This window comes from Massilia pinisoli (assembly GCF_024753285.1).
GTDB lineage: Bacteria > Pseudomonadota > Gammaproteobacteria > Burkholderiales > Burkholderiaceae_D > Telluria > Telluria pinisoli.
Genome location: NZ_JANUGW010000001.1, coordinates 271,965 through 288,777, shown reverse-complemented (window position 1 = coordinate 288,777; position 16,813 = coordinate 271,965). Strand labels below are relative to the sequence as shown.

At 67.5% G+C, this 16,813-nt stretch carries 13 protein-coding genes; 5 read left to right on the top strand and 8 right to left on the bottom strand.

Annotated elements, in window-relative coordinates:
- Positions 1-135: 135 nt before the first annotated feature.
- Positions 136-1,428 carry an NCS2 family permease gene (locus tag NX784_RS01190; RefSeq protein WP_258814847.1) on the top strand — a complete coding sequence of 431 codons (1,293 nt, stop codon included), beginning with the start codon at positions 136-138 and terminating at the stop codon, positions 1,426-1,428.
- On the opposite strand, the gene NX784_RS01185 is transcribed toward NX784_RS01190, so the two are convergent.
- Together NX784_RS01185 and NX784_RS01180 are read right to left on the bottom strand one after the other, a co-directional pair.
- Complete coding sequence (locus NX784_RS01185) at positions 1,413-4,061, bottom strand: GGDEF/EAL domain-containing response regulator (RefSeq protein ID WP_258814846.1); 2,649 nt, start codon at positions 4,059-4,061, stop codon at positions 1,413-1,415. The genes NX784_RS01190 and NX784_RS01185 overlap by 16 nt on opposite strands.
- Positions 4,062-4,374: 313 nt before the next feature.
- Positions 4,375-5,004 carry a response regulator gene (locus NX784_RS01180; RefSeq protein WP_258814845.1) on the bottom strand — a complete coding sequence of 210 codons (630 nt, stop codon included), beginning with the start codon at positions 5,002-5,004 and terminating at the stop codon, positions 4,375-4,377.
- A gap of 279 nt (positions 5,005-5,283) precedes the next feature.
- On the opposite strand from NX784_RS01180, the gene NX784_RS01175 reads away from it, so the two are divergent.
- Complete coding sequence (locus tag NX784_RS01175; protein WP_307735687.1) at positions 5,284-6,087, top strand: DUF481 domain-containing protein; 804 nt, start codon at positions 5,284-5,286, stop codon at positions 6,085-6,087.
- Positions 6,088-6,142: 55 nt separating this feature from the next.
- On the opposite strand, the gene NX784_RS01170 is transcribed toward NX784_RS01175, so the two are convergent.
- From NX784_RS01170 to NX784_RS01155, 4 genes are all read right to left on the bottom strand, one after another.
- The gene (locus NX784_RS01170) at positions 6,143-6,631 is read right to left on the bottom strand and encodes a hypothetical protein (RefSeq protein WP_258814843.1); all 489 of its coding nucleotides are present in this window, start codon (positions 6,629-6,631) and stop codon (positions 6,143-6,145) included.
- A 125-nt stretch (positions 6,632-6,756) separates the two neighbouring features.
- Positions 6,757-7,161: a GFA family protein gene (locus NX784_RS01165; RefSeq protein ID WP_258814842.1), complete on the bottom strand. Its 405-nt coding sequence runs from the start codon at positions 7,159-7,161 to the stop codon at positions 6,757-6,759.
- A 22-nt stretch (positions 7,162-7,183) separates the two neighbouring features.
- Positions 7,184-8,485, bottom strand: coding sequence for an MFS transporter (locus NX784_RS01160; protein WP_258814841.1), 1,302 nt, complete (start codon positions 8,483-8,485; stop codon positions 7,184-7,186).
- Positions 8,482-8,805 (bottom strand): thioredoxin family protein, encoded by a 324-nt coding sequence (locus tag NX784_RS01155; protein WP_166859200.1) that lies wholly within the window; start codon positions 8,803-8,805, stop codon positions 8,482-8,484. The genes NX784_RS01160 and NX784_RS01155 overlap by 4 nt, the downstream gene beginning before the upstream one ends.
- A 198-nt stretch (positions 8,806-9,003) precedes the next feature.
- Here NX784_RS01155 and NX784_RS01150 point away from each other — a divergent pair, with 198 nt between their 5' ends.
- The 3 genes from NX784_RS01150 to NX784_RS01140 all read left to right on the top strand — a co-directional run bounded on the left by NX784_RS01150 (position 9,004) and on the right by NX784_RS01140 (position 11,383).
- Entirely contained in the window at positions 9,004-9,189 is a 186-nt protein-coding gene (locus tag NX784_RS01150) for a DUF3606 domain-containing protein (protein ID WP_258814840.1), read from the top strand.
- A 143-nt stretch (positions 9,190-9,332) separates the two neighbouring features.
- A complete protein-coding gene (locus tag NX784_RS01145) occupies positions 9,333-10,451 on the top strand; it encodes a mechanosensitive ion channel family protein (protein WP_258814839.1) in 1,119 nt (372 codons plus the stop codon).
- A gap of 74 nt (positions 10,452-10,525) precedes the next feature.
- Complete coding sequence (locus NX784_RS01140; RefSeq protein ID WP_258814838.1) at positions 10,526-11,383, top strand: glucose 1-dehydrogenase; 858 nt, start codon at positions 10,526-10,528, stop codon at positions 11,381-11,383.
- Between the two features lie 73 nt (positions 11,384-11,456).
- On the opposite strand, the gene NX784_RS01135 is transcribed toward NX784_RS01140, so the two are convergent.
- Entirely contained in the window at positions 11,457-13,862 is a 2,406-nt protein-coding gene (locus tag NX784_RS01135) for a penicillin-binding protein 1A (protein ID WP_258814837.1), read from the bottom strand.
- Between the two features lie 78 nt (positions 13,863-13,940).
- Positions 13,941-16,763, bottom strand: coding sequence for a bifunctional diguanylate cyclase/phosphodiesterase (locus tag NX784_RS01130; RefSeq protein ID WP_258814836.1), 2,823 nt, complete (start codon positions 16,761-16,763; stop codon positions 13,941-13,943).
- Between the last annotated feature and the right edge of the window lie 50 nt (positions 16,764-16,813).

Genomic DNA, 16,813 nt, shown 5'->3' with positions numbered 1-16,813 from the left:
ACCATTTTGTTTTTGAATGTTCACTATCATCCCGGCCGCCTGCGCCGGGCCGGGGGCCGGATGTTATGCTTCGGTCATCGGACTCGCATACCAACAACAACGGGTCCGCAACCATGCCTTTGGAGCCAAGACCCCATGCTGGAACAATTATTCAAACTACGCCAGAGCGGCACCGACACCCGGACGGAGATCCTCGCCGGTGTGACCACCTTCCTCACGATGGCCTACATCATCTTCGTCAACCCGACGATCCTCGGCGACGCCGGCATGCCGAAGGACGCCGTCTTCGTCGCCACCTGCATCGTCGCCGCACTGGGCAGCCTCGTCATGGGCCTGTACGCCAACTACCCCATCGCGATGGCGCCGGGGATGGGGTTGAACGCCTACTTCGCGTACGCCGTCGTGCTGGGCATGAAGGTGCCCTGGCAGGCGGCGCTGGGCGCCGTGTTCGTGTCCGGCTGCCTGTTCATCCTCGTCTCCGTGTTCGGGCTGCGCGCGCTGATCGTGAACGGCATCTCGCGCTCGCTGCGCGTCGCGATCACGGCGGGCCTCGGCATGTTCCTCGCACTGATCGCGTTCAAGAGCGCAGGCATCGTCGTCGCCAGCCCGGCGACGCTCGTGCAGGCGGGCGATCTGCACAAGCCGGAAGCCATCATGGCCGTCGTCGGCTTCCTGCTGATCGTCACGCTGGACCGCCTGAAGGTGCGCGGCGCGATCCTGATCGGCATCGTCGTCGTGACGATCCTCTCGTTCTTCTTCGGCGGGAACACGTTCCGCGGCCTCGTGTCGGCGCCGCCGTCGATCGCGCCCACCTTGCTGCACCTGGACGTCAAGGGCGCGCTGGGCGTCGGCATCCTGAACGTCGTGCTCGTGTTCTTCCTCGTCGAGCTGTTCGATGCGACGGGCACCCTGATGGGCGTCGCGAGCCGCGCGGGCCTGCTCGTCGAGGGCAAGATGGAGCGCTTGAACAAGGCCCTGCTGGCCGACAGCGCCGCGATCGTCGCCGGTTCGCTGCTCGGCACGTCGAGCACCACCGCGTACATCGAAAGCGCCGCCGGTGTGCAGGCTGGCGGTCGCACGGGCCTGACGGCGCTGACGGTCGCCGTGCTGTTCCTGGCCTGCCTGTTCATCGCGCCGCTGGCCGGCGTCGTGCCCCCGTACGCGACGGCGCCCGCCCTGCTGTTCGTCGCCTGCCTGATGCTGCGCGACGTCGGCGACATCGATTGGAGCGACACGACGGAAGCCGTGCCGGCCGCCATCACGGCGCTCGTGATCCCGTTCACCTACTCGATCGCGGAAGGCATCGCATTCGGCTTCATCACCTACGCGCTGCTGAAACTCACGACGGGCCGCGCGCGCGAAGTCAAGCCCGTGATCTGGGTGATCGCCGCCCTGTTCGCCTTCAAGATCGTCTACATCGGGACCTGACCCGGCCCGCGCGCGAGCAGCTTTGCCAATTGCGGCGCGGGTACGGCCCGGCTGAACAGCCAGCCCTGCACGTGATCGCATCCGAGCCCGGCCAGCAGTTCCAACTGGCCGGGCGTCTCGACTCCTTCCGCCACGACGGACAGCCGCAAGCCGTGCGCCATCGCGATGACGGCGCGCGCGATCGCCAGGTCATCCGCGTCCGTTTCCAGTTCGTGCACGAACGACCGGTCCAGCTTCAGGCGGTCGACGGGAAAGCGTTTCAGGTAATTCAGGTTCGAATAGCCGGTGCCGAAATCGTCTATGGCGAGCCGGACGCCCAGGCCTTTCAACTGGTCCAGCAGCGCGCAGCTCTTGCCCGCATCGGCCATCGATGCACTTTCCGTCAGTTCCAACTCCAGCAGCTCCGGCGCGAGGCCGCAGTCGTCCAGCACGCGCCGCACGGTGCCGAGGATGCTGTCGTCGAACTGGTGCGCGGACAGATTCACCGCGATGGGCACGACGGGCACGCCCGCGCGGCGCCAGGCACGCAGTTGGCTGCACACCTGTTCCAGCACCCATTCGCCGATTTCGAGGATCAGGTCCGACTCCTCGGCGAGCGGCACGAACTCCACGGGCGGCACGAAGCCGCGCTCCGGATGTCGCCAGCGCAGCAACGCCTCCGCGCTGGCGATGCCGCCGCCGACGGCCACCTGCGGCTGGTAATGAAGTTCCAGCTCGCCCCGTTCGAGCGCGCGGTGCAGCGCGTTCTCCAGCTTGAAGCGGTCGTTGGCGCCGCGGTTCAGCTCCGGGCGGTAGAACGCGTAACGCTGGCTGCCGCTGTCCGCGGCCTGGCGCAGCGCCGTCTCCGCGCCGCGCGCCAGCGTCTCGTAGGCGACGCCGTCGTTCGGATAGACGGCGATGCCGATGGCCGGGTCGAGGTGAAACTCCTCGCGGTCGTACGCGTACGCCGCGCCGAGTGCGGCGAGCACGCGGCGGGCGGATACGGCCAGCTCCTCGGCGTCGGCGCGCAGCAGCAGCATGGCGAACGCACCTTCCGAAAAGCGCGCGACGACGTCCGGCGCGGCCGTCTCGCGCAGCCGGGTGCCGGCCTCCTGCAGCAAGGCCTGTTCAGCGACCGGCCCGAGCGCTTCGCGGATCAGCGCCATGCGCCCGAAGCGTACGAGCATGAAGCCGAGGATGCGGCCGCCGTCCCGCGCCTCGGCCTTCATGCGGCGCAGGCGCTCGCGCAACAGGTCGCGGTTCGGCAGGCCCGTGACGCTGTCGTAGTTGCTGGCATAGTGCAGGCGTTGCTCCGCCCCGCGCAGTTCGGTCACGTCGACGCCCGTGGCGAGAACGGATTCGACGCTGCCGTCCTCGTGCCGCAGCGGCGTGTGCGTCCACGCGATGCTGCGCGTGCGGCCGTCCGGCGTGCGCCATTCGCCCTGCAGGCGCTGCGGCGGCTCGCCGTCCGCCAGGCCCGCGAGCACGCGGCGCATGGCATCGGGATCGTCGACACCCCGGACGACGTCCCAATAGAAGCGCCCCAGCGCCTGGCGCGCGCGCCAGCCCAGCGCTTCCTCGCAGGCGCGGTTGAACGTCACGACGCGCCCGTCCGGATCGGTCTGCAGCACGAGGGTGCCGGCCGACTCCACGATGGCGGACAGCCGGTTGCGTTCCGAGCGCAGCGCGGCCGTCCGCTCGACGACGAGCGCTTCCGCCCGCGCGTACAGGCGCGCGCGGTCGAGCGCGAGGGCGAGCTGTTGTGCCACGCTGTCGAGCAGCTGCCGGTCCTCGGCGGCGAAGCCGGCCGGTACCGCGCGCACGTGCAGCAGGCCAAGCGGGCGACCGCCCGCGTGCAGCGGCACGCACACCACCACCGTGGCGCCGGGTGCGTTGTCGGGCGCGCAGCCGCACTCGCTCGGTCCGGGCACGTCGCCGCCCTGCGCGAGCGGGCGCGTACTGCCGTCCGTGTCGAGCGCGCCGATGGCGGCGCCGGCGACGGACGGCACGCGCAGCAAGTGGTCGAGCGCGGCCTGGGCGACGTCGGCCTCGCCCGCGGCCTCGTTGAGCGCGGCCGCGATCTTGCCGACGACGGCCAGCGAATCGACCGTCCGCGCCAGCTCCGCCCGCTGGGCGGCCAGTTCGGCATTCAGCCGCAGCGCCTCGTCATGGGTGGCGACGAGCAGTTCGTGGATGTGGCGCCGTTCTTCCGCCATGGCGTCCAGTGGCCCGGCGGGACTGCCCGCGTCGCGGCCATGCAGGATGCGGCGCACCCGGGCGCGCATCTGGGCGTCGTCGTAGGGCTTGCGCACGAAGCCGTCCGCGCCCGCCTCCAGGCTGCGCACGAGGTCCTGCAGGCTGGTGAGGCGGGTGAACAGGAGAATGGGCACGGTGGCCAGCCGCGGGTCGTCCTTCAGCGCGCGGCACAGCGCGTAGCCGTCCATGCCGGGCATGGCGACGTCGCTGATGACGAGGTCGGGCACGTGCTCGCGCGCGGCCTGCAGCGCGGCCGTGCCGTCGGCCGCCACGCGCACGTGGCAATCCTGGTCCTGCTCGAGCAGTTGCGCGAGATGGCGGGCCTGGGTCGGGCTGTCCTCGGCCACGAGAATGTCGTACGGCCGGGCGGATTTCTCCGTCGCGTGCGTTGTCGTCATGAGATGCCCCCTGTCCGTGACTCGGTCAGCGGCCGTGACGGCACGCTGCGGCCAGCGGTGGCTTGTACACGCCGGCCCTCGAAATAGTGCTTTGATATTAGCTAAGATAGCGAAGCATTAACATTCGACTAAGGGCCGGCAGCCGCCCGCGACCGTCTTTACGACTGCAGGGGCCGTCTGTAGTTTTACACGGATTTCACACTTGATGACACAATCTCATGTCGTAGATTCGACATTTGCTGTCACGAATATTATGACAAGCATACTTTAACATTGTTGCAATATTGGAACAAAAACAATACCATCATCGGGTTCATCCGGCCAGGCCGTGCTGCAGCGCGTAGCGGATCAGCGCGGCGTTCGTCGACAAGCCCATCTTGCGGAAGATGCGGCTGCGGTACGTGTTGACGGAACTGATGCTGATGCCCAGTTCGGCGGCCACCTGCTTGATCTGCAGGCCTGCCCCGATCAGCGCGACGATTTCCGCCTCGCGCGGCGTCAGGCTGTGGTGCGCTGGCCGGTCGCCCGGCAGCGCTTCCTGCGCGAGCAGCGCGCCTACGCGGGGGCCGATCCACGTGCCTCCCACGGCCGCGCGGCGCACGGCGTCCACGAGCTCGGCGGATGCCATCGCCTTCGACACATAGCCGAGCGCACCTGCACGCAACGCGGCAAGCGCGTAGCGCTCCTCCGGATGCATGCTGAGGATGACGACCCGCAGGTCGGGAAAATGGCGGCGCAACTCGGCGAGCCCGTCCAGCCCGTCGAAGTCGGGCAACGTCAGGTCCAGGATCACGACGTCCGGGTGGACCTGGGCGATGAGGGCGATGGCTTGCTTCAAGTCCGCGGCTTCGCCGACGATTTTTAGGTCGACGCAGGGCCGTACGATCTTCTTGATTCCTTCCCGGATCAATTCATGATCGTCGGCGATGACTAGCCTGATCAAAGTGCTTCCTTCATACATTCACGCCGGTATGTCGGCAAAGTAGAGATTTTAGGCAACACTTGCCTGGAATTGCAAACACAATCATTCTTTAGTTAACAATTGCATTATCTTTCGACCCGTTCCCGCACGTCAATATGTAAAATTTCCGCGCGAAAGTATTTCCGGCGGCGCTTTGGGCTACAATGTCGCCTCCGCCGGCGGAGCTCGCCCGGCAGACGATCCGTGAACCCAGGCTGTGCATCGCTTCGATGGCGACGGAAGGCAGCCGTACCAATGCCCATGAAATCTCTGATGCTTTGTGTGCTGGCCCTGTCCAGCGCGGGAGCGGCGATGGCCGCTCCGGACGACCTCGGCGACAGCGTGCCTTCGTCCAGTTACTTCACCCAGGCGCCCGCGACCGCGATACCGGAAGGCAGCAACTGGTACACCTCCGCCGAACTCGGCGCGATCACGACATCGGGCAACACCGAAGGTACGTCCGTGACGGGCAAGATCGACGCGCGCCACGAAATGGCCAACTGGAGCAACGAGTACATCTTCAGCGGGTATTTCAAGGAAGACGTCACGCACAACGGCGACGGCAGCACGACGCGCACCCGTTCGGCGGAACGCTACTCCGTCTCCGCGAAGGCGGCGTTCAAGCTGCTGGAAGACGGCAACCGTGCTTTCCTGCTGGGCTCGCACGTGAACGACAAGTTTGGCGCGTACACGCGCTATTCGTCGGTGGGCGTCGGTTACGGCACCCAATTGCTCAAGCGCGATAACGAGACCGTGGACGTCGAAGTGGGTCCGGGTTACTTCCACGGAGAGAATGCGGCCGGCGGCGTCGAGTCCGGCATGACCGTGCGCGGCGCCGCGCAACTGCGCTGGCGGGTGAGCCCGTCCGCCGCGTTTTCGCAGAGCGTCAGCGTGGAGCGGGGCACGTCGAACATGCACTCGATCGCCGAGACGGCGCTGAGCACGAAGATCAACGGCACGATGCAGATGAAGGCGGCGTTCAGCGCCCGCAACGATACGAACGTGCCGGAAACGAAGAAGAACACGGATACGCAGACGTCGCTGACGCTCGTCTACTCGTTCTAAGTCCTTGCAAAGAAAAACGGCCGGGTCGCCCCGGCCGTTTTTTTTTCTCCTGCGCTTACTTCGCCAGGATCGTGCCGGACAGCTGGAGCGTGCCCTGCCCCGTCACGAGGTCCTCGGTGCCGGTCAAGTCGCCGCCGCCGCTCGCCTTCGCGTAACGGCCCGTGCCGCCCGTGATCTGGAACGTGGCATTGCTGAATACGTATTTAGCGCCGTCGCCCGTCGGCACGAACTGGCCGCTGTAATTTGCAAAAATCAGCTCGCCGGTCATGGTCGTGACCATGAACTTGCCGTCGCTGAAGGTATAGGTCGCGCCGTTCGGCGTGATGCAGTCGGAGGCCAAGAACGTGACCTTGCCGACAGTGCTGGTGCCATAACCCAGGATGGTGCCGCCGTAATTCGACGCGCAGCGCGAGGACGGCCCTGGAATTTCCTGCAGCACGCCGGACACCTTGAAGTCCCTGTACGTCGCCGAGTCGGCGGACGCGCACAGAGCGGCCGACAAGAGGACAGTACCGGTGGCAAGACGCAGGACAGACTTGAACATGAAGTTCTCCGTGTAAATGGGTGGAACTCCATTTTATAGATCTGCTAACGTTTCGTGCTCATCCTTATGTACTATATTGTAAGTTTGTTGCAAAGATACCGATGAGTGTGTCTTCCGCGTCAATACTATTTGGCTTGATCGCGTGTCTTGGGGTAACGCGGCAAGCTGTCCGCGAGGTACAACCAATGCACGCGCTGCGCCTCGTACGTGTGGTCGGCGGGCGCGACGGCGTTCGGATCGTCCAGGCTCCCCATCGTCACGTCGATCTCGTCCGGTGCATGGGCGCCGCGCCACGTCAGCTGCGTGCCGCACGCGCTGCAGAACTGCCGTTCGACGCCGGGGCTGGACGGATTGAGCGCGGGCGTGCCGCGGGTCCAGTGCAGCGCGTCGCGCCGGACGCTGAACCATGCGAGTGCGGGCGCCCCGCTGGCGCGGCGGCAATCCACGCAATGGCATAGCGTCGGGTGGAACGGCTCGCCCTCCGCCTCGTAGCGCACCGCGCCGCACATGCATCCGCCCAAGAGTCCCATCGCTCCTCCCGTCTCGTTATCGTCAGCGCGCGGCGGCCGGGGCGCCCCGGGGCGCCGGTGCCGTCAACAGCAGCGCCACGAGGCTGATGACGGATGCCGCACTGAGATACCAGCCCACCGTCTGCAGGCCGTAGTTCGTCGCGAGCCATGTTGCCACATACGGGGCCAGCGAAGCGCCCAGGATGCCGGACAGGTTGAACGTCAGCGACGCCCCCGTGTAGCGCACCTCGGGCGGGAACAGTTCCGACAGCAGCGTGCCCAGCGGGCCGTACGTGAGGCCGATCAGGCACTGGCCCAGCACGAGGAACAACGCGACGAGCGTCAGCTTGCCCGAACCGAACATCGGCCCGAACAGCAGGCCGAACAGCGCCAGCCCGACGGACACGAGGATCATCGCTGCGCGGCGCCCGTGGCGGTCCGCCAGCACGGCCGCGATGGGAATCGTGAGGCCGAAGAAGACGATCGCGCCCAGCTGCAGTAGCAGGAACGTCTGGCGCGAATAGCCGAGCGCGGACGTGCCCCAGCTCAGGGCGAACACGGTCATCAGGTAGAAGACGACGAACGTGGCGAGCGCGGCCAGCGTGCCCAGCACGAGTGCGCGCGGATGGTCGGCGAACACGGCGGCGACCGGCAGCTTCACGCGCTCGTTGCGGTCGAGGACGGCCTGGAAGTCCGGCGTTTCCGTGATCTTCAGGCGGACGTATAGCCCGACGAGCACGAGCAGGCTGCTGGCCAGGAACGGGATGCGCCAGCCGTAGCGGAGAAACTCGGCGTCGCTGAGCGTGCCGGACAGCAGCAGGAACACGCCACTCGACAGGAAGAAGCCGATCGGCGCGCCCAGCTGCGGGAACATGCCGTACCAGGCGCGCTTGCCCGGAGGCGCGTTTTCCGTCGCCAACAGGACGGCGCCGCCCCATTCGCCGCCGAGGCCGAGGCCCTGGCCGAAGCGGCACAGTGCGAGCAGCAGCGGCGCCGCCGTGCCGATCGTGGCATAGGTGGGCAGCAGGCCGATCACGACGGTCGACAGGCCCATCGTGAGCAGCGCTGCGACGAGCGTGGCCTTGCGGCCGACACGGTCGCCGAAATGGCCGAACACGGCCGAGCCGACGGGGCGCGCGAAAAACGCGATGGCGAACGTCGCCAGCGATTGCAAGGTGGCCGCGGCGGCGTCCCCGGCGGGGAAGAACAGCTTCGGGAACACGAGCACGGCGGCGGTGGCGTAGATGTAGAAGTCGAAGAATTCGATCGTGGTGCCGATCAGGCTGGCGAACAGGACGGTCGCCGGCCGGTTCCGCGCGGGCGCGTGCGTGGCGGCCCCGCTCATGCGGCACCGGCCTGGGTCAGCGCGTCGGCCAGCTCGCGGCTGTCGACCGGACGCACGACGCGCGCGACTTCCTGGCCATCCTTGAGCACGACGACGGTGGGCCACAGCTTGACCTTGAACGAACGGCCCAGCTTGCGGCCGGGGCCGTCCTCGACCTTGATATGTTGCACGCCGGCGTACGGCGCCAGCGCGGCGTCGATGTGGCTGGCTGCGGCCTGGCAATAGCCGCACCAGTTCGTACCGAAATCGAGGGCGACCACCCCCGGCAGCGCGTCGATGGCGCTGCGTTCGGGCTGGGCGGTGTCGTAAGGCTTCGTCATGCAAGTCTCCTGGTTGTCGATCGCGCTAGCCTACAACAAAACCCCCTGCTGCCGTAAGCCCGGAGCAACCCGCGACAGGCAGTTTGCCGGCCGAATGGCGAAAATACATGCGTGTCATGTTCCCGCAGCGTGAAACACCGAACGGAATACGGCCACGCCCCCTGGCATCCTGCGCTCATTCCGACCAAGGAGGCCATCATGTCCGACAATCTGCAGAACCGCGGTGGGCAAGACCGTTCGCGCATCAACATGCACGAGAAATGGGAAGTCCAGTACTGGACGAAGGAACTGGGCGTCACCGAGGAAGAGCTGGCCAAGGCCGTCAAGGAAGCCGGCAACAGCGCCGACGCCGTGCGCCAGCACATCTCCGCCACCCGTCACTGACCGACGCGCGGCGCGGCTCCCGCACGCGCCGTCGCCACCCCGCTTCTCCGCCACCGGACGGGGCAATGCCCACGGGCGTTGCGCGGCCGCGCGTACCCTGGCGCCGTCTCTCGCTCCCCTGAACGCCTTCCGAAAGGAGCCCAATGACTCTTCGCACTTATGTTGCCGGTCTCGCCATCAGCTGGACCGATGCGTCCATCGCGCTCGCGGCGGCCGTCGTGAGCTTCGTCGCCATCCACGGCGCCGTGCACCTGGTCCGCCGCAAGCTCGACCAGCTGGACGGCCCGCGTGCCCACAAGCCCATCGTCGACGTATTGCGCCACACGATCGCGCGCACGAGCAACCTCGCGATCGTCGCCACGTCGCTGCTGATCGGCGCGTCGCTCCTCGACCTGCCGCCCCCGTGGGACCAGCGCATCGGCCACCTGTGGTTCATCACGCTGGGCGCGCAGCTGGCCGTGTACCTGCACCACGCGATCGCCGTGACGGCGCGCCGCTATTTCCGCGTGCACGGCCGCGGCCTCGAAGACGAGCAGGTGACGGTCGCGCACACCCTCGTGATCTGGGCGCTGCAATGGAGCGTGTGGACCGTGTTCCTGCTGGCGATGCTGTCCAACCTGGGCATCAACGTGACGACGTTCGTCGCGAGCCTCGGCATCGGCGGCGTCGCCGTCGCGCTCGCGGTGCAGAACATCCTGGGCGACCTGTTCGCGTCGCTCGCGATCGCCACCGACAAGCCGTTCGAGGTCGGTGACGCCATCTCGGTGCCGGAATTCTTCGGCACGATCGAGCACGTGGGCCTCAAGACGACGCGGATCCGCGCGCTGTCCGGCGAGCAGATCGTCATCGCCAACGCGGAACTCCTGCGCAAGACCGTGCACAATTTCAAGCGCCAGAACACGCGCCGCGTGCAGTACACCTTGCGCGTGAACCCGGCCACGCCGGCCGACCTGGCGGCCCAGGTGCCGGAGCGGCTGTCCGCCATCATCGGCGCGAAGGACAAGGTGAAGCTGGACCACGTGAGCCTGACGACGATGGACCAGAACTACCTGGAATACGACATCGTCTACAACCTGTCCGACGCGAACTACGCGCTGTTCCTGGGCACCCAGCAAGACGTGCTGCTGGAGACGATGCGCATGCTGCGCGAGATGGGCATCTCGACGGCGCCGCGCGCGCAGGAATTGCTCGTGCACGAACCTGCGGCCAACGACGGCGACACGCGCCGTCCCGACGGGCGCCAGGTCCGGCCGATGCATTGACCAGCGGAACGGGACGCCGCGTGCCGGCGTCCCCGCCTAGAATCCGTGGCTCCACGTTTTTCGAGGAGGTCACGATGCCCGCAGAACAGCAGCGCCAACAGCCCCCGCAACAACAAACCCCGCCCGGCCACGAAGCCGCGCTCACCCCGCAGGCCGACCATGGCGAGACGAGCTACGTCGGCCATGGCCGGCTCGCCGGCAAGGTCACCGTGATCACGGGCGGCGACAGCGGCATCGGCCGCGCCGTCGCCCTCGCCTTCGCGCGCGAGGGGGCCGACGTCTTGATCTCCTACCTGGACGAACACGAGGACGCGCGGACGACGGAGCGCCTCGTGCGCGACGCGGGACGCAAGGCCGTATTGGTCCCGGGCGACATCGCCGACCCGGCCCATTGCCGCGCCATCGTCGACCGCGCCGTCAAGGAGTTCGGCCGCATCGACGTCCTCGTCAACAATGCCGCGTTCCAGATGACGCGCAACTCTCTGGACGAGATCCCGGACGACGAATGGGACCGTACGTTCGCCGTCAACATCACGGCGATGTTCCACCTCTGCAAAGCGGCCGTGAAGCACATGAAGCCTGGGTCGAGCATCGTCAACACGACGTCCATCAACTCGGACAACCCGAAGCCTACGTTGCTCGCGTACGCGACGACGAAAGGCGCGATCGCCAATTTCACGGCGGGCCTCGCGCAGTTGCTGGCCGAGAAAGGGATCCGCGTGAATTCGGTGGCGCCCGGGCCGATCTGGACGCCGCTCATTCCGTCGACGATGCCACCCGATCAGGTGGCGAGCTTCGGCCAGCAGGCGCCCATGAAGCGGCCGGGCCAGCCGGCGGAAGTGGCGCCCGTGTATGTGCTGCTGGCATCGGACGAGGCCAGTTACATCTCGGGCGCGCGGGTGCCGGTGACCGGCGGCACCCCGATCTTGTAGGGTGGACGGGTCCCCCGTCCACGCGTCCAACCGGCATGTGCGCGGTCGCGGCCAATCTTGTTCGGTTTGAACGCTACGCGTCGTTCGGCGGCGGCAGTGTGATGCCTTCCGGCTGCTGGTCCGGCTGCGGCGGGGCCGGCGGCTCGTTGTCCGGCGGCTGCGGCGTATCGGCCGGCGGGCCGCCTTCCTGCTGCATGTCGCCGCCCTCGTCCATGTCCTCTTCCGGCGGCGCTTCGTCATGGCGGATCACCGGTTCGGGCTTGTGCCCGCCGGGGAACAGGGCGTCCGCACTGATCTTGCCGCTGCCAAGCACCGACTTGAAGAAGTCTCCGACGAGCAGGATGGCGCTGTGGCCGCCCTGCCCCCAGTAGTTGGAGCGCATCGTCACGCGGTTGTCGTTGAAGCCGACCCACGCGCCCGCGACGAGGTTCGGGTGCATCATGATGAACCACGCGTCCGCGTTGTTCTGCGTGGTCCCGGTCTTGCCCGCGACGTCGGCCGTGATGCCGAAGCGGTAGCGGATGCCCGTGCCCGTACCGCGGTTGATCACGCCGCGCATCATGTCGATCAACGTCACCGCGGATTCCTGCGACAGCACGCGCTGCGGCGTCTGCTGCCCGAAGTCGGCGATGACCTGGCCGTTGCGGTCCGTGATGCGGCGCACGAACACAGGCTTGCGGTACTCGCCTTGCGCCGCGATCGTCGAATACGCGTTGACCATCTCGAGCAAGGTGACCGGACTCGTGCCCAGCGCGATCGACGGCACCTTCGCCAGTTTGCTCGTGCGGACACCCAGGTCCTGCGCGAGTTTGACGACGGGCGCCACGCCGATGTCGCGCACGACCTGCGCCGTGATCGTGTTCTTCGAGTAGACGAGGCCATCGCGCAGCGTGAGCTGGCGCCCCGTCGTGCCGCTGTTGTCCGTCGGGCGCCACTCGGTGCCGTCGGCAAAGCGGATCGTCGTGACGGCATCGAGATAAGGGTGGTCGGGGGCGATGCCTTTTTCCAGCGCGGCCGCGTAGACGATGGGCTTGAATGTGGAGCCGGGCTGGCGCGCGGCCTGCGACACGTGGTCGTACTGTTCCCGCTCGAAGTCGCGGCTGCCGACCCAGGCCTTGATCTCGCCCGTGTTCGGATCCATCGCGAGGAAACCCGCCTCCAGGCGCGACTTCGAGGCCTTCAACTGGCGCATGAAATTGCGGTCGGCCTTCAGGCGCTTCAGCGCCGCGACGGGATTCTCGCCGCCGTCCACGGCTTTGCGGTAATCGGCCGATTCGCGGATGAACGTCTCGAGCAGCTCGCCGTGCGACGACCAGTAGTATTCAAACGGGTTCACGTTCGCGCGCATGTCGACATACGTCTGCGTGGTCGTCGCGTTGATGGGCCACGAGTGGGCCCAGTCGACGTCCGCGATGGCCTGCAGCGCGCCGGCCTGCGTCTTGACGGCCTGCAGTGCGGCCTGCTGCAGGTCGTAGTCGAGCGTCGTCTGCACGACGAGGCCGTCCTGCTGCAGGTCGGCGTCGTTCTTGTCGGCCCACTCGACGAGCCAGCGCCGCACGTACGCCGTGAAATGGTCGTCGCGGCCCGTGTGCTCGGCCAGGCGCGCGAAGTGCACGCGCAGCGGGCGCTTGAGGAGCTGGCGGTATTTCGCCTCGTCGAACACGCCCGCCTTCAGCATCTGTCCCAGCACGACGTTGCGCCGCGCCAGCGAGCGCTCTGGATTCGTCACGGGGTTGTAGTAGGCCGTGCCCTTCAACATGCCGACGAGCGTGGCCGCTTCCGTTTCGTTGAGCTGGGCCGCCGTCTTGTTGAAGTACGTGTGCGCCGCTGCCTCGATGCCATATGTGTTGTACAGGAACGGCACGGTGTTCAGGTAGGCTTCGAGGATTTCCGGCTTGCTGTACGTGTTCTCGATCTTGAACGCGGTGATGAGTTCCTTCAGCTTGCGGTTGATGTTGCGCGCCCGCCCGATCTCGTCGCGGAACATATTGCGCGCCAGCTGCTGCGTGATCGTCGAGCCGCCCTGCGGATCGCCCTTCAGGCTGGCGACGAGCGCGCCGCCGATGCGGGTGAAATCGACGCCGTGGTGGTCGTAGAAGCGGTGGTCTTCCGTCGCGATGAGGGCGTTGACGACGTTCGGCGACACCTGCGACAACGGCACCTTCATCTGCACGCCCTGCTCGAAGCTGGCCAGCTGGCGGCCGTCCGCGGAGACGACGACCGTGGGCCGCGCCACGCGCGCCTGCCTGACGTCCTCGATGCCGGGTGTCAGCGGGAACAGCAGCGCGATCCACAGTGCGAACAGGGTGACGAGCAACAGGAACAAGCCTGCCGCGATGTACAGCCAGCGCACGTGCGGCGGTTTCGTCATCAGGTGGCCGTGCGCCCGTGCATAGGCTTCCCTGGCGCGGGCACCCGCGCGGTCGATCATGCGGCGTTCGCGCCCGTCCCAGCGCTTGCCGTCGTTATGGTCATCCACTCTTGTTTCCTGTCGGCTTCCTTGTCGATACGGCGACAAGTATAGCCGACGGCCCGAGGCCGGTCGGTTAGGCCGCGCTCATACGGTCGCATTGTGCGGCAGCATGTGGCGGCCCATGCGCAGCAGGCGCTCGACGTCGGCGCCGGACGACGCCTGTGCATACACGTGGCCCTGCACCTCGTCGCAGCCGCGCCGGCGCAGGTAGTCGAGCTGCGCCTCCGTCTCGACGCCTTCCGCGATCACGCGCATGCGCAGGCCCCGCGCCAGCTCGATGATGGCGGCGACCATCGCCGCGTCGTCCTCGTCGAACGGGATGTCGCGCACGAAGCTGCGGTCGATCTTGAGGACGTCGACGGGAAAGCGGCGCAGGTACGACAGGCTCGAATACCCCGTGCCGAAGTCGTCGATCGACAGTTTCACGCCCATCAGCTTCAGTTCGCGCATGGTGCGGATCGCGCTTTCGACGTCGCCCATCACGAGGCTTTCCGTGATCTCGACTTCGAGGCACGAGGCCGACAAGCCCGTCTCGTCGAGCACGCGCGCGATCTCGGGCACGAGGTTAGGTTCGGCGAACTGGCGCGCCGACAGGTTCACGGCGATGCGCAGCGGGCCGAAGCCGGCATGCTGCCACGCGCGGTTCTGGCGGCACGCCGTGCGCAGCACCCACGCGCCGATGGGGACGATCAGGCCCGTCTCCTCGGCCAGGTTGATGAAGCGGTCGGGCCGGACCATGCCCATGCTCGGGTGGCGCCACCGGATCAGCGCCTCGAACCCGACGACGACGCCGGACTCCAGGTCGACCTGCGGCTGGTAGTACAGCTCGAACTCGTCGTGCAGCAGCGCGCTGCGCAGCGCGCCCTCCAGCGCGAGGCGTTCGCGGGCGCGGGCGTTCATCGTCGGCATGTAGAACTGCACCATGTTGCGGCCCAGCTCCTTCGACCGGTACATCGCCACTTCCGCATGCTGGATCAAGGTCGCCGCGTCGCTCCCGTCGGCGGGATATGCGGCGAGGCCCGCGCTGCCCGTCAGCACGAGATCCTGCCCGGACAGCTCCAGCGGATGGGCCAGCGCCTGCAGCACGGCGCGCACGGTGGCGGCCGCGTCGGACTCGTTGTCGCGGCCCGGCAGCACGAGCACGAATTCGTCGCCGCCCGTGCGCGCGACCGTGTCCGCGCGCTCGACGGCCGCGCTGATCCGCTGCGCGGCCGTCTTCAGCAACTGGTCGCCCGCGTCGTGCCCCAGCGTGTCGTTGACGAACTTGAAGTGGTCCAGGTCGAGTGCCGCCACCCACACGGCGCCGCGCCCGGCCGCCATATTGATCGCGTTGTCGATGCGGTCGTGCAGCAGCGAACGGTTGGCGAGTCCGGTCAGCGTGTCGAAGCGGGCGCGCGCCTCCAGCTCGGCCTCGTAGCGCTTGGCCATCGTCACGTCGTATTGGGTCATCACGAAGTGCGTCGTGACGCCGTCGTCGTTGTTGACGGGGGCGATGTAGACCTCCGCATGCATATCCCGGCCGTCGCCGCACGACAGCCGCATCGACACATGGCCTTCGCGCCGTTCGCGGATGGCGGCGCGCAGCTCGGCCACGGCGGCCTGGTCGGGCTCGCGCGCGCCCAGCTCCGCCAGGCCGCGCCCGATGACGTCGGCCGCGGCATAGGCCCGGATGCGCTCGTACGCGGGGTTCACGTATTCGACCGGATAGCCGGGCCGCGTCGCGCTCACGAGGATGACGGCATTGGCGCTCGCGTCGATGGCGCGGCGGTACAGCCGCAGCGCGTCGAGCGCCTCGTGCAGGTCGGACGTGCGGCTCTCGACGAGCGCCTCGATGCGGCGCGTGCGTTTCACGCGGCTCTGCACGTAGGCGGACGTCGCCATGCTGACGAGGCAGCCGAGGATCAGCGCCATGAGCGGCCCGGCGCCGCCTGCCATCGCGCTGGACCGTCCCGTGACGCGCAGCTCCCACGGCATGCCGGCCACGAGGAAAGGGTGGCTGTTCGTGAACACGGCGTCGCCGAACCACGTCTGCCAGGCCGGCTGCAACGACTTGTCCAGCGAGTCATGCAAGTAGGCGCGCTGCGGGCCGTTCATGCCCGGCCCGTACAACTCGATCTTCAAGCCACTGCGGTTGAGCATGTTCGATTTTTCGAGGGTCGAGCCGACCAGCGTGGCCACGTCGATGATGACGGCCGTGTCGCCCAGCGCGGCGGCGCTGCGCGCGGCCGCGTTGTCGAGCGGCGCATCGCGCCGGTACACGGGCATTATCAGGTGAAAGCCGAGGTGGTCGCCGCGCTGCAGCAGCGGCAGCATCTGGCTCGATGCCGGCCGGGCCGTGTCGATCGCGCGCATGAACGTGGAGCCGTGCGGTGCGAACGAGAAGGTATCGTAGCCCAACGTGACTTCGTTGCCCCGCATGGGTTCGATATAGTCCACGACGAGATAGCGCGGGCGCGGCGCCGCGCGCACGAGCGACACCTCGCCGCCCCGCACGCGCCGTTCGCGGATTTCGAAGTCGGGGCGGAAGCGGCGGTTCTCCGCCTCGAACGCGGGCCGTTCCGCGCTGCTCACCATGCGGTGGAACACGACGCCCTGCAGGTAGGGGTGGTTGGCCAGGAGCGGCTGGGCGAACGCCCCGAACTCGGCGCGGGTCGCGATGCCGACAGAGGAAAACAATGCGTTCGCCGCCTGCAGCACGTCGAGCGCGTCGCCGAAGCTGCGGGTGACGGTGGCATTGCGGATTTCGGCACGCTGCAGGAATTCGGAGCGGGCGCGCTCCCGTTCGGCGTCCACCATGCCCACGACCAGTACGGCAGTAAGGCCCAGTCCCGCCAGCAGCGTGAGAACTGCGGCGGGCGTCGGAGGCCGCGGGCGGGCGCGGCCGAGGCGCACTTTCCGTGTCAGCATGCCCCATCCTAGCATAGTGGGCATGCGCGACCGTCTCTTGTTGCCGTGCC